Here is a 15049-nt window from a genome sequence, read left to right as displayed (position 1 = left end):
CCATCGTCGTCCATATCCGGCGGCACGCTGCTCGCGTCATCCGGCAACGTGCCCAGCTGAAGCTCGTAGTCGTTGGATATACCATCGCCATCGCGGTCAGGATCGGCGTTATCGCCTATACCGTCTTTGTCCAGGTCTTTCGACTCAGTCGGATCGTAGGGAAAGGCATCTGCCTCGTTGGGCACATTGTCGCCGTCACGATCATCATCCAGGCTATCCGGAATACCATCGTCGTCCATATCCGGCGGCACGCTGCTCGCGTCATCCGGCAACGTGCCCAGCTGAAGCTCGTAGTCGTTGGATATACCATCGCCATCGCGGTCAGGATCGGCGTTATCGCCTATACCGTCTTTGTCCAGGTCTTTCGACTCAGTCGGATCGTAGGGAAAGGCATCTGCCTCGTTGGGCACCTTATCGTTATCAATGTCGCCATCTAGGCTGTCCGGAATACCATCGTTGTCCACATCCGGCGGCACGCTGCTCGCGTCATCCGGCAACGTGCCCAGCTGAAACTCGTAGTCGTTGGAAATACCGTCGCCATCGCGGTCAGGATCGGCGTTATCGCCTATACCGTCTTTGTCCAGGTCTTTCGACTCAGTCGGATCGTAGGGAAAGGCATCTGCCTCGTTGGGCACCTTATCGTTATCAATGTCGCCATCCAGGCTATCCGGAATACCATCGTCGTCCATATCCGGCGGCACGCTGCTCGCGTCATCCGGCAGCGTGCCCAGCTGAAGCTCGTAGTCGTTGGAAATACCGTCGCCATCGCGGTCAGGATCGGCGTTATCGCCTATACCGTCTTTGTCCAGGTCTTTCGACTCAGTCGGGTCGTAGGGAAAGGCATCTGCCTCGTTGGGTACCTTATCGTTATCAATGTCGCCATCCAGGCTGTCCGGAATACCATCGTTGTCCACATCCGGCGGCACACTGCTCGCGTCATCCGGCAACGTGCCCAGCTGAAGCTCGTAGTCGTTGGAAATCCCGTCGCCATCGCGGTCAGGATCGGCGTTATCGCCTATCCCATCTTTGTCCAGGTCCTTCCACTCGCTTGGATTATCCGGGAAGGCGTCCAGATCATTGGCTACACCATCACCATCGCGGTCGCTGTCCAGTGCATCGGGTATGCCGTCCTTGTCCATATCCGGCGGCACGCTCTTCGGGTCGTCGGGATCGGTGCCGACCTGCTCTTCGTAATCGTTGGAAATCCCGTCGCCGTCGCGATCCGGGTCGGTATTGTCGCCGACACCATCGCCATCCCGATCACAGAGCAGGCCGAAGTCGACCTTGCCCAGCTGCGCCGCGCTGTGGGTAGCACGTGCCAGCGTATCGAGCGAGATATTGCTACCCACGGCGCCGCCGTAGAGACGCGAGGCATATTGCTGGGTAATGCTGCCCTTGGCGTAGACGAAACCGGCCAGGGTGGCGTTGGAGCCGAGTACGACGTTCCCCTCGGCCAGCACCAGGAGGCGCGAGGCATCACCTGGCTGCTCGTAGGCTGTGGCGTTCATCATCGCCTGCCACGGTAATTCGAGGTTTTTCAGAACGTGCAGACGCACGGTTCCGGCGCCGATCGGAACGATTTTCGACTCGCTGCCTAGGGTCAGGCGGTCGATCCAGTAATCACCTGGGGCCAGCTCGAGGGTAGCGCGATATCCCAGTTCCACTTCCTTGAGCAGGTATTCGCCAGCCACATTGAAGCGCGCCTTGGCCAAGCCACTGACGTTGAGGCGCTGCCACTCCTTGCGGCTCCCATCCAGTGTCAGGTTGCTGGCAAAGCCGACATCCTGCCTGAACGAATTGCTGGTGGTGCGAAACGCCGGCAAGGCGGGAACCGGCGCCGGAGTAAAGCTGGCCTGGCAGTCCTGAGTACCGCAACTGCGCAGGTTGGAAGCGAAGCTGTTGTCCACGCGGCTGGTGCCCAGGTACGCAGAGGGGGCATCACGCAACTGTGCGTTCAGAGCGAAGTTGATGCGGCCGGAGCTGCCGTGGGTTTGCAAGCCCCTGGCGAAGGCAGCTACGCAGAGGTTTGGCTGCTGGGCTGGCGGAGCCACCGCCGGGATGCTCTTGGCATCTAGCGGATTGCTGCCGGCAACGCGCTCGCGCTCGTCGTCGTAGCCATCGCCATCGGTGTCGTCATCGAACAGGTCGAGGATGCCATCACCGTCCAGATCACCGCGCTCCTGGCACTGTTTATTCCAACTGGCGCTGTTGATCGCCGCCATGCGGGTTTCCACCCGGGCGGCGCTGCCAACCTCGGCGCTGCGAGCATTGACGGCGCCGGTCAAGCGTGCGGCGAAAGCCGAACTGTAGACTCCCTCGACATACACCAGGGCGTTGATGATGCTGGCCGATTCTTGGGAAAGGTTGCCGCGAACGAACAGTTGCAGCCCTTCAGGACGGCCACTGCCGTTGTCCACCGCATTGATGCTTGCCTGGTACGGCAGGCTCAAGGCACTGCCTACCATGACCGTGGCGGTGCCGCTGGCAACGCGCAGTTGGCTGTTGCTGGCCATATCCAGCCGACCGATCCAGTAACGGCCCGGTGCGAGGGTAACCCTGGCGCCATAGCCGAGGGTCAGGCGCTCGATGTAATAGGCTTGATGCCGCGGATTGAAGCTCAGGGTGGCGGCGCTTTCCAGTTCGATGGCACGGTAGCGATTGATTTCGTTGCCACCGGCTTCGCCATTGCCCAGATAGCCCAGACGCAGGTCGTGCTGGCCACTGATGACGGGTAGTTTGAGGCTGCCCAGATCGGCAGCAGCCACGCCACTGGCGCTGCAGTTCTGGCCGCCGCAACTGGGCGAGCCGAAAGCATTCTGTACGCGCAGGGTGGCAAGTGCAGGGCTGGGGCTGTCAGCCAATTGACTGGCCCACTGGAAGGTAATACCGCCGCTACCATGGGTTTGCAGGCCGGAGCTGAACACCGCCCGGCAGGACTCGGCCGCCTGTGCAGCGCCCGCAATCAGGCACAGCAGCCCTATAAGCAGCCGGTCACCCGCGCGCTTGCCCCCCAGCATCCCCATAATGTTCGCCCCAGCCCTGCCGTCGTCCCTGATTGTTGCCGGCTGAATGCGCGGCCCTGGTCTTACGCTCGTCTAGCGCGAGCTGTACTGCACTTGCACTGCTTTCAACGCCTCGCTGCTCAGGTTCTTGACCACCTGTTTGAGCGCCTGGGGTGCCAGCTTTTCACGAATCGTGCCGCTCACTTCTGCCAGCGGCTTGGCTGGTAATTGCTGCTCGGCGGTGACCCGCACCAGCATCAATTGGCCGTCGACGTACAGCGGGGCCACGCTGCCGGCGGCCGTGGGCTCCACCAGGCTGCGCAGCGGTTGCTCCAGCAACTCCACCTTCAGGCGGCTCTGCCGGTACTGCAGCGGCTTGCCGGCCTGGCGCCAGTCGGCTACCAGTTTTTGCCAATCCTTGCCTTGCACCTGCGGACCGCTGAGCAGGGTGATCAGCTCGGTGCGTTGTGCCGGCTCCAGTTCCTGGTCGCTGGCGATGATCTCGAAGCTCTTTTCCACACCACCGCCGAACTCATCCTGATGGCGGTTGTAGTAATCGGCCACCTGTTCAGCGGTTACCGGCTCGGGGTTGGCGTGAGCCTCCAGGTAGTGGCGCACCAGCAACTCTTCACGGTAGGCCTGAGCCTTGAGATCCAGTTGCTCACGCTCGCTGGCATCGAGCTCACGCTCGGCAAGCAGCGCCATGGCCCGGCTGCTCACCAGGCTTTCGAGAATCTTGCGCTCCACTTCCTCGTTGGCGAACAGCGGTGCCGACTCGCCAAGGGTGCGCTCGATGGTCAACTCAAGCTGAGCTCGGGTAATCGGCGTTTTATCCACCGTAACCAGCGTGGCCGAAGGCTCTACCGGCACCTCGTTCAAGGCCTGCTTGCTGTCGTCCTTGCAACCCGCCAGCAGCACCGCAAGCGCCAGCGCGGCGCCAGCCCACTTAACTGGCTGCACGGTTTTCACCCGGCTTTTCGGCGTTGTCGACGTCGGCCTTGGCTGCTTCAGGCTGATCATTCTTCTCGATCTTCGCCGCCGCCTTCAGACGCTCCAGTTCGGCCGCCTTGGCTTCCTGGCGCAAACGGTAGCGAATATCACCGGCCACGCTTTCGAGCGGCTGCTTGATCACCTGCGGGCCTTCCAGCACTTTGACGATATGGAAACCGAATGGCGTGACGATGGGCTCGGACAGCTCGCCAGCCTTCATGGCGAAGATGCGGGTGCTGAATGCCGGGTCGATCGCACCTTCCTGCAGCCAACCCAGGTCGCCACCGTGCTGGGCGGACAACTGGTCCTCCGAGTACTCCTTGGCCAGGGCGGTGAAGTCTTCCTGAGCGTTAGCCTTGGTGTAGATGGCACTGGCCTTGGTCAGCAAGGCCTGACGCTCGGTTTCACTCAGCCCCGGGTTGGCCCGCACCAGAATATGGGCAACGTGGATCTTCTTGGCCTGGAACTGGTCGGGGTTGGTCGCATAATAGTTACGCACCGCCTCGTCGGTGACGCGCTCGCGCAGGAACTCTTCGAAGTAGCGGCCGATCAGCATCTGCTTGCGGAACTCCGCGACCTCGGCCTCCACCTGTTCAGCGGGAAGCAGCTTCTGCTCTTCGATCTGCCCGGCCAGGCCTTCGCGCTCCAGATAATCATCCAGCTCACGGTTCACCAGCTCAGGGTTTTGCGTCGGCACGCGCTTAAATTTGAGGTAGGCGTCGAACTGAGCCTGAGTAACGGGCTGGCCGTTCACTTCGGCGATGGAGTCGGAGTTCGAGTCGCAGCCAGCGATGGCGACCAGCACGGCGAGCACGCCCAGTCTGTGCAGCATATTCATCCTGATTGTTCCTGTCCTTGGGGAGTAGAAGGGCTATGGCGGGCTATATATAGCATTTAGCCATTGCGCACCGGTAATGGCTCACACTTTTTTAACTTTGCGGCCCACCATAAGGATCGACGATGGGTGGATGCTCATGCTGCCCTGGCCATTTGGTAGCGATAGCACGCGTACCCGCCGGCAAATCTGTCAGGCGGTTTACGGAGCCCGTGGCACTGTCCACATAGGCCAGGCTGACCCGGGTGGCGCCCTGGTGCTCATCCTCGACCACTGCCAGCAGACCCAGGCCCCAGGGCTGCCGCTCGAGAGAGAGAATCCGCGGCGCGTTGCCAAAGTCGTCGCTGAAGTGCAACTGCGCCAGTGTGTGAACCGTGCCCTTGGAGTCCATACGCTGCAACTGGCAGTCATGAACGAACAATGGCTGGCTACCCAGGGTGGCAATGCCAGAGCCGCATGCATCAAGCACCGGCATATCAGTTCTAGACTGTTGATCCGTATGACGGCTGGAGCCGATCACTGCATAAGGCGTCTCGTAATAACCGCCATCGGTAGTATTCGCGCTCACCCAGACCTTGTTGCCCTGAATACTCATATCCATCACATTCTCGAACTCTTGCTGATTGTCGGCAGACTCGAGCACGTCACCGCTGAGGATATCGACTCGCTCAATCAGAGCCTGCGACAGCCCATTAGAGGGGTTAAGACGCTGATGGCTGGTCCATAACTGGCCTTGGGCGTCGAAGTCGAATGCTGTCACTGGATTAGCCAATGTGGAAAGTCGCTGTGGCGTGCCAGTCAGACCTTGCTGGCGATACAGCGTGCTGCGGCCATCGAGATTACGCAGGGCATACAGTTCGAAGTCTGGCAGATCGTCGCTGGACAGCGGATTGGTGCCCAGGCGAACTTCAAGCTCATCAGGGAACCCGTCACCATCACTGTCCGGGTTGCTCGTACTGGTACCCAGTACCACTTCACGGCTGTCGCATAGCAGGTCGAGATCGGTATCCTCGCAGGCGCTGAAGTTGGCCAGACGCGAGCGCTCAATCTTGCTGATGCCGTGCAGGGCCTCTTCGCCCAGGCTGGTCAATACCGCCTCGGTATCCTTGAAGCGGCTTTGCCCATGCTCCAGCGCGGCGAACTGCATCACACTGCGCGCCTCACCCGCCGGAATCACCAGCCGGTAACCAATACCGGCCTCACGGATCCCATCATAAAGACGCATGCTTGTGGCATCGAGGATCGAACGCCCCGCTGAATCGGCAAATACCGTAATCATGCGTGCATCCAGCTCGCCACTCTTCAGAGTCCAAACTAGAGAGCTGTCCTCGGTACCTAGCTGCGTATCACCCGACGACGTACTCAATTGGGTCGATTGCTGGTGATTATACGACTGACTGGTGGCATAGCGCGGCTCTACCACCATGGGTTTATCGGTCATGTTTACGAATCGATCCAATACCCGCAGAAAACCGCGCCCATCTTCGGGCACATAGAACTCACGACTGATGGCTAGACCATCACCAGCACTATGCAACGGCGTCCGCAGGGCGCCTTCAGGACTGCGAACAAAGTAACCATAATCGATAGAATGGCTATTGAACTGGAATAGCCCCTGGTTAATCTGTTGCCAGCCGTCACGATCAACAATCTCGATCCGGCCACTATTGCTCACGCGATAGCTGACTCCGGACTCAGTCAGCAGATACTGATCGCCCTGGCGAATGTCACGCAGGTCATCTCCTGCCTTCAATGGGTCGCTGCCATCTACAAATAGCTCATCGCCATCATTGCGCCCAGCACCGTCGCTATCAGCCTTGTACGGCGAGGTCTTACTCACACGCAACTCGTAAATATCGGATAGACCATCACGATCACTATCACGGTTTAAGGGATCGGTACCTGCAAGAGACTCCTCTAGATTGCTCAAACCATCGCTGTCGTTATCTTCATCTGGAACGAGATCGCCATAGCGGTACTCGAACAGGTCAGGCAGTTGATCATCATCACTGTCAGCTTCCAGTGGATTGCTACCGTTCTGAGCCTCGGCACCATCAGGCAGACCATCGTCATCACTGTCCGCTTTCTTGGGATCTGTACCGCGCGCTATCTCATCGGCATCGTTCAGACCATCACCATCGCTATCAGCAGCCATAGGGTCAGTGCCGTATTGATGGAATTCGTCATAGTCACTCAGGCCATCGCCATCACTATCAACTGAATGCGGATCGGAGCCTGCCTGCTGCTCTTCAAGATTACTCAGCCCATCACCATCCGGATCGGCCGTTGCTATACCTGGCTCGGCAACAAGTGGATCGAAACCACTGTACAACTCGAAGCCGTCCCACAAGCCGTCACCATCGGTGTCGCGAGCATCCGGGTCGGTGCCCAAAAGCAGTTCATTAGCGTCGGAAAGCCCGTCTTGGTCGCCGTCAGCACGGCGCGGTAGATAACCCAGCTCGATCTTGTAGCCATTATTCTCATCCGGCACGTAACTGATTACCCTGCCCTGCAGATGGTTGTCAGACGTTCCTACGTTATGCTCAACCCCCGTACCACTGCGTACGAGATAACCATGAAGACGCCTGATATCCATTGCGAAAGAAACGCTATTAGTCGACGTATAGAAGTAGTTGTAACGCGAGTACCAGTCGCCCTCCAGAACGTCGTAGAACCGCTCTTCGATACGCCCGTCACGATGCAAGACTACTTGAATCGTCATAGTGCCCGCGTCCTGAGCCGCATACGGGCTGCGCCATCCCATCCAAGTCAAGATGACGCTATCGGCGCTCTCCTTGAGATACATATCACCACTCTCGAAACGACTGCCAAGGGGCATCATCTCTACAGAGCCGATAAGTAGTCGCTGCTCATAAGGCCAGACCTCAACTTTTGAAGAGGGGAAAGCAAAGCCAGACGGAAGCATGAACTGCACGTAATTGGTATCAACGTGGTGCCCGAGCTCATTTTCCAGTGGCTGAGGCACTTCGCTGTCATCCATGACCAGTTGCAGTTCTCCAATATCGTTCTCACCGTCACGATCCAGTTCGACGGCGTGCTGCAGGCTCAATTGCACATCGAGAACTCGGTGTTGCAGGTCGATAAGCCAATCAGCTTTCTCGCGGCGCGCTAGGGCGTCGAAACGGAAACGACCATCGGCGTCGGTGAGCTGAGTGAATGCAGGCTCGCTGTTCGCTTGGGCAAGCCTTGCCGCAACAGGTTCTTCTGCGCAACCTTCACCACCACAGTGTTCGCCTTGCTCGCCAAGCAGCGACACAACCACACCAGCCACCGGACGCCCCAGCACATTGACCACACGGCCCGTGAGTACTGTAGGCGGCGGCTCCTCGACGACTACGTCCAGCATAAGCTCGCTGCGGTTACCACTGACATCGCTAGCGACCAGACGCAGACCAAGATCACCCAGTTCACTCATGGTAATAGCGAAGTTCAGGTCGCCACCGATGGACGAGCTGTCGAGTAATTGATCGCGCTGCCACAGCTCGACGGAGCGGATCAGACCGTTATCAGTAACGCGCGGTTTGAGCTGCAGCTCGTCACCCAGGTAGAAGGGGCTATTAGGCAGATTGGTAACAATCACAGGTGGCTGGGTATCGGCCAAGCTAGGTTCGTCATCCTGGCCATCAGGAATACCATCACCGTCCACATCTGGGTTCTGATGGTCGAGACCTAGAGGGATTTCGTCGGCATCTGGCATACCGTCGTTATCGGAGTCGATAAGAGTCGGCCAGTTAGCCAAGTCTCGCAGTTCCTCTACTGTCATGCCCGATTCGACGAAGCGCGGATCCTTCAGCTGCTCTAGAACACGGCGTACTTCACTACGGCTCTGGTTGAGCACTACATAGTGCATGAGCACCTTGCGCCCGCCTGCAGGGATAGAAATCGTCGAATTCATTTGATAGTTGTTATAGCCGACATATGGCAGATAAGACTGCTGCCCACCATTATCATTAGGAATGCCGAACAGCAGACCTAGGGCTGATACGCTGTCGCTGCCATCGATAGCGTCGTCGATCAGCACATAACCATCCTCGAACATATCGTTCACTAGACCACGAGTCTGGTTATAGGTGAGGTAACCGTCTATTCGCCAGGATGCCGATACCGGCTCATTGGAAGGATTCTCGATAATGTCAAGGTATCGAACATAAGTACCGTCAGCGGGGGCATACACTTTGCGGTGGACTACAAGATTGCCGCGTTGAGGTGCCAGGGTCAGTTCCTGTCCATTCAAGCGGAACTTATAACCACCGGACTCTGACCAATATTGACTGTTATTGACAGTCAATATATTTGCCTGCTGCAACGTGCTTCCTGAAGCAGAATCGATACGCCCATCGGCGGCGTAGATAGTCCACCACTGCTGGTTTCGCAGCTGCGGATGGCTATTCCATTCAGTACCTTCATAAGCCAAGTCAGCCTCAGCGATCGGCTTGTCGCCCCGCCGACCAATAGCCTCAAGACGAAGATCACCGATGTCGCTGAGGTCGACGCTGTCTTCCAAGGACTCGACGACCAGCACTTTAGTGGCGCGCATCGGCTGTGCACCGAACAGCCCGCTGGCAGATACATTGATTTCACGGTTCACCGTCAACAGGCTCAGGCTGAAACGACCACTGCTATCGGTGACAACGCTGATGCCTTCAGCGCTAACCGATACGCCAGGCAATGGCTTGCTCAACATATCGACCACGCGACCACTGAATCGGATGCTAGGTGTCTCCTGGATAGCGATCTCCAGCTTCGCCTCTGCACTGTTTCCATTGCTGTCAGTAGCACGTAGCACCAGATTGCTTTGAGCCGCATCCGGCAGGATCACATTGAAACGCTGCTCGCCACCACTGTTGCGGGTTTCAAGTAGAGTGCCGTCCTGGAATAGCTCCACCTTACGGATTAGTCCGTTGTCACTAATAAACGTAGTGACTTCAAGTGCCTGACCAGCATACAGACGCTTAGGTGGTAGCGCTGCGAAACTAACGCTAGGTGCAGTGATGTCGGCTACCAATGGCTCGCTATCCTGGACATCCAGCACACCGTCACCATCGGTATCAGGATTAGCGGGATCAGTACCCAGGCGGATTTCGTCGGCATCGCTCAGACCGTCTTCATCTTGGTCATAAAAGGCGAAGAAGTTCACCACTTTGCCTGCCAGGCTGGCGTCGATATTGTCCAGGCCCAGTCCTTTTAGGCCTCGCAGCTTGGCGGCGGTGGCCACGGCCGCATCGCTGGAGCCCTCCAAAGTGGCGAAGTGCATGATCACGCGGCGCTCGCCGGCCGGGATGCGGATCTGATAGTCGGTTTGCCACAGGCGGCCACTCTGGTTGGCGTAGCTTATGCCCTGGCCACGGTTGCCGTTGCCAGCAAACACATGTAGCAGCACCGGACGGGTTGCAACCGCGGTATCGCGCAGGGCCAGAAAGTCGTCGGCGGTGGTCAACTGGGTATCACCGCTGCTAGTGACGACCGCCACCTGGCTATTGTTAGCCGCGCCGTAGTAGGACTGCAGGCGCACGGTGGCCACTTGTTCCTGGTCAGTAGGATTGTCCAGCACTTCCAGGTAACGCACATAGGCACCGCCGGCGCTCGGCACCAGCACGCGGCGGCTGACCACTAGGCTATTGATGCGACGAGCTTCGTAGTGGTACTCACGACCGCTGGCCGAGGTGCTGGCGCGGTTGTAGCGGTAGTCGTAGCGGCCACCGTTCACATATAGCTGGAACGCGCGGTTGCTATTGATGGCGCCACCGGTGCTAGACCAGCCGTCGGCGTTCTCGGCAAACGTGAAGCTACGGTTGTTCTCGTCGGTGGCCGACCAGTACTGCGACACGGTTGGCTTGTCGTCGCCAGCCAGGTTCGGGTTGGTTCCATCAACAAAGCGTTCGTTGATGTCCTGACGGCCACCGGCATCGCTGTCCACCACCTTCGGATCACTCGCCGGTACGCCTTTGACCTCCCAGCCATCGAGCAGCTCGTCGTTATCGGTGTCGGCGTTGCGCGGGTTGGTGCCAGCCAGGAACTCTTCCAGGTTGGTCAGGCCATCGTTGTCGGTGTCGTCGGTGGCCGGGACGCTCAATAGGTTGTTGTCGATCTCGAACTTGTCGGACATGCCGTCGTCGTCGCTGTCGGTCTTCAGCGGATCGGTACCATAGGTGTAGATCTCGGCGTAGTCGTCAATGCCGTCGCCATCGCTGTCAACCAGCGCCGGGTTAGTGCCATGGTTGATTTCATCCGGGTCGAGCACGCGGTCCAGATCGGTGTCCCGGGTCAGCGGGCTGGAGTGCCAAGTCAGCACTTCGTCACCATCGCTCAGGCTATCGCCATCTGTGTCGCCCACACGCGGGTTGCTGCCGGCTTCCTGCTCTTGCAGGTTGTTCAAACCATCGCCATCCGTGTCTTCGGCAGCCTCTCCGTTAGCTTGTTTAGCATCGAAACCGTAGCGCTGCTCAAAGCCATCGTGCAGGCCATCACCATCGCTGTCGGCGCTCAGTGGGTCGAGGCCTAACAAGTATTCGCGGGCATCTGGCAGGCCATCTCCATCGCTGTCCACCAGGGTGATCCAGTTGACGATGCCATGTTGCTCTTCGAGCGTCAGATTCGGCTCCTGCACATCGCGGCTGGCCAGTTGCTCCAAGGTGTTGAGCGCACGCTCGCGACTTGAGTCCTGTACTAGGTACTGCACCAACACCTGCCGGCTGCGCGGTGCGAGAGTGACTCGGTAGTTGGCGCGATACTCGTTACCGTTGAACTGGGTTGAAGCCGGGCGTAGTGGCGCATCCGCACTGCCGAATGCCACGCCGGCGGCGTACAAACCACTTTCCGGCGCCGTGTCGTCGGTCAGTAGGTAGCTGTCTTCCGGGTCAAAGGCGGAATCGCCGGACGAGGTTAGTACCACCGTGCGGCTCGCGCGGAAGTTGCCGTAAACGTAGAAGGGTACGGTCATAGGCTGGTCGCTGGGGTTTTCCAGCACGTTGATGAAGCGAGCATAGTTCTGGTCAGCCGGCACGTAGGCCTTGCGGCTGACCAGTACGTTGCCGAGCTGCTTGGCCGGGTAAATCAGCTCCCTTCCATCCAGGCGGGTGCGATAGGTGTCGCTGTTGTAGTTCGTACCATTGACCACTAGGTACTGGGCACCGTCGAAGGTCCAGCTGGAGGCGGAGGTGCCGTTGCTGATGCTGCCGTAGCGGTTGAAGTCCCAACGAACGTTGTTGTTCACCACGCGGTTGTACGAGGTGCTTTCTTCAGCAGCAGCCACATGACGCTCTTCGATCGGCTCGTGCGCGGTACGGCCGTGGGCGGCCAGCACCAGCTCACCGATATTCGAATTGCCACCACGGGCCAGCTCGAAGACCTCGCTGGTAGCCGAGACCAACTGGTTGCCAAAGCGAGCCTCAGCCTTGACCCGCGGTTCTAGCGCCAGTGTGGACGCGGAAAGAGTGAAGCGGCCCTGGCTGTCGCTGGTGACGGTGGCAGAAGAAGGCATCGGACCGGTGCCGTTGCTGAAACTCACCTCATCCACGAAAGACCATGGGCCATTGGCTCGGAAGCTGAGGCGTACATAACGGCTCCTAATGTTCACGTCGGCCAGCGTCAGCTGAACATGTGGCGCAAGAGACTCTGACTCCGGCTCACGATTATTGGTATTACTCGGCGGCGTGTTGAGGGCGCCGACAACGACCCATTCATCGCCCACTTTCTGCAGGACATCAAACGAAGGCAGGACCACGTTGCTCAGATTGTCCTGAGTCGACCCAACTTTGACGGTGCTGACATGTGTTATCTGCCCGAAGTCAAAATCGATATTCATGGTCCGAGCAGTCCAGCCCAGCCATTCGTAAGCCCTGCCCATACCCAGGTCAGTCGCGATACTCGCCGTCCCAAATTGCCCATCGATCAACTGCCGTCCAGTGTCGTCGCCATAGCAGTAAGTACCGCAACTCGTGCTCTGGTCCAAGGTGTAGGAGACCGGCTTGATGCGCTCGGCCTCGTAGCCGTCGACCAGAGTCACCTGGGCGCCATCCACGGCGCGGCCATTGCCATCCAGCACTCGGCCGACGACCTGAGTGCCGGCGTCGTCCATCAGTTTCAGACGGCGCACTCCGCTGCGGCTTTCGTTGCCGTTGGTATCGCGGGCACTGGCCTCGACATCGAGCTGCGCACCTACGGCTGGCACACGGATCACATGTTGGTAGGGTGCGCGATCATAGGTCGCCACGGCCACGCCGTTGACATAGAAGGTCACGCTGGCGACACGGCCATCGTCACTGGCATCGGCACGCAGGCGTAGTTGCTGGCCGTGAGCCAGGCTACCGCCGGCTGCAGGCGATACCAAGATCACGCTCGGTGCCTGGATGTCCTGCTCGGTTGGCGCGCTGTCTTCGCTATCAAGCAGGCCGTCCTTGTCCATATCTGGGTCGAGCGGGTTCAGGCCAGCCTTCACTTCGGCACCATCGGATAAGCCATCACCGTCGGTGTCCGCCACCTTCGGATTGGTGAGGGTCTCCAGCAGTTCCTGTTTGTTGCTCAAGCCGTCGCCGTCGTAGTCCTGGTCGGCATCCTGGGCGCGGCGCGGGTTGAGGATGTCGGCGTAGGGCCCCTTCAACTCGATAAAGTCGGACAGACCGTCACCATCGGTATCCGCCAGATCCGGGCGGGTGCTGTAGCTATTGATCTCGTCGTAATCAGTTATGCCGTCATCGTCACTGTCAGCTTTTCGTGGATTGGCGCCATTACTGATTTCGGCAGCATCCAGCACACGGTCGAAATCGGTGTCGTCATTAAGCGGATCGCTGTTGTGCTGATCCACTTCGGCGCCGTCGGTCAGGCCATCCTCGTCACTGTCAGCGGCGCGCGGATGGGTACCCAACTCCTGCTCACGCAGGTTGCTCAGGCCGTCGCCGTCGCTGTCCAGGTTTTGCTCGCCCGCCACTAGCGGATTGAAGCCGTACTTCACTTCAAAACCATCAAGCAGGCCATCGCCATCACGGTCGGCAACAAAGGCGCTGGTGCCATTGGCATATTCATAGATGTCTTTCAGACCATCGTTATCGCTGTCTTTGAGCGATAGCTCATGCATATACACCAGCATGTTCGGCAAGTAGATGTTGACCAGATTGGCTTCGGCGCTATATAGCGAGGCATAGCTGTAATAGACATGGCCTTGGCCATAGACATAGCGGAACGACGTCGCGGTCTGCTCGGCGCGCGGGCCTGCAAGTGTTAACGGCACCACACCCGGAGCAATGGACGTCAGCGCGACACGGGCATGCATATGCTCGCTGAGGTTGCGCTTGGCCCACCAGGAACCTGCCTTGCCCTCGGCGATACCATCAGTACGCTGAGCTGGGTACAGCAACCCATTGCTCGCCGACACCGCCGCACTGAGCAGCGGTTTGCCAGGCAGCAGGGAGCCTATAGACGTATTGTCGTTGTGGGAGTTGTAGATCAGCGTGCCGCCATTCTGCACGAACGGGAACACCTTACTAGCGGCGATCGACGCTGAGTAGCTGGCGAAATGCTGATCAATGAACAGCATATCGATCTGAGTCAGGTCGAACGTGGCGAGGTTGCTGATCAATACGGGTTCATAGCCTGCGGCCCGAATGATCTGTTCCAACAAGGCGTTGCTCAGATACCCCACCCGCACCTTCGGCGACACCAGGGTAATGGCGCCCACATCGGTGGTGCCGCCCCATACCGGTTCAACGTCCGCCGAAGTTGCAGTCACACCCTGGCTGCCGAGGATGCCGTTGGCGATCACCTGCACATGGCCCGGCGCAACCGGTACACCGGTGAGCACGAAGCTGCCGTCTTGAGCGCTAACGCCGGTGATGCCGAGGGTTTCCACCTGGGCATTGGCGACTGGCTGGTTACCACTGTCGACTACGCGGCCGATAACGGTGGTCAGCGGGTCGGTCACCAGTGCGAAGGTATGCTCGCCGCTGCTGCCCTGGTTGTTATTGGTATCGGTAGCGATCAGTTCCAGGCGCAGGCTGTCTGCATCGTTAGGTAAAGCCATGGCGTATGTGAACGGCTTGCTGGTCAGCAGCGCAATCTGGGCACCGTTGAGACGCACGGAGACTCTGGTTACTCGGCCGTTGTCCTGCGCATCCGGGGTGATCACCAGGTTGAGGCCTTTGATCAGCTGTTTGCCCGGCGCCGGGTTGACCAGCGTTACGGTCGGCGCTTGGGTGTCTTTGACCAA

Annotated in this window: 4 protein-coding genes (1 of these 4 running past the window's edge); all 4 read right to left on the bottom strand. The window is 58.9% G+C overall.

Annotation, left to right across the window (positions count from 1 at the left end; all coding sequences use genetic code 11):
• Window positions 1-3023 (bottom strand): thrombospondin type 3 repeat-containing protein (locus ACT9T4_RS21450; RefSeq protein WP_499118845.1); only part of this gene is annotated, 3023 nt, incomplete at its 3' end.
• Window positions 3024-3095: 72 nt separating this feature from the next.
• On the bottom strand, window positions 3096-4022 hold the full coding sequence (locus ACT9T4_RS21445) for a peptidylprolyl isomerase (RefSeq protein WP_499118843.1): 927 nt from the start codon (window positions 4020-4022) through the stop codon (window positions 3096-3098).
• Window positions 3949-4830 (bottom strand): peptidylprolyl isomerase, encoded by an 882-nt coding sequence (locus tag ACT9T4_RS21440; RefSeq protein ID WP_499118841.1) that lies wholly within the window; start codon window positions 4828-4830, stop codon window positions 3949-3951. Before ACT9T4_RS21440 ends, ACT9T4_RS21445 begins: the two co-directional genes overlap by 74 nt.
• Window positions 4831-4921: 91 nt before the next feature.
• Window positions 4922-15049 carry the 3' portion of an Ig-like domain-containing protein gene (locus tag ACT9T4_RS21435; protein ID WP_499118840.1) on the bottom strand. 32598 nt of this gene lie beyond the right edge of the window, so only the last 10128 of its 42726 coding nucleotides appear in the window; its start codon lies beyond the right edge, outside the window; its stop codon occupies window positions 4922-4924.

The sequence above is a fragment of the Pseudomonas sp. SZ40 genome, from assembly GCF_052958135.1.
Note: the sequence above shows the minus strand (reverse complement) of the source record. Positions and strands in the feature narration are given on the sequence as shown.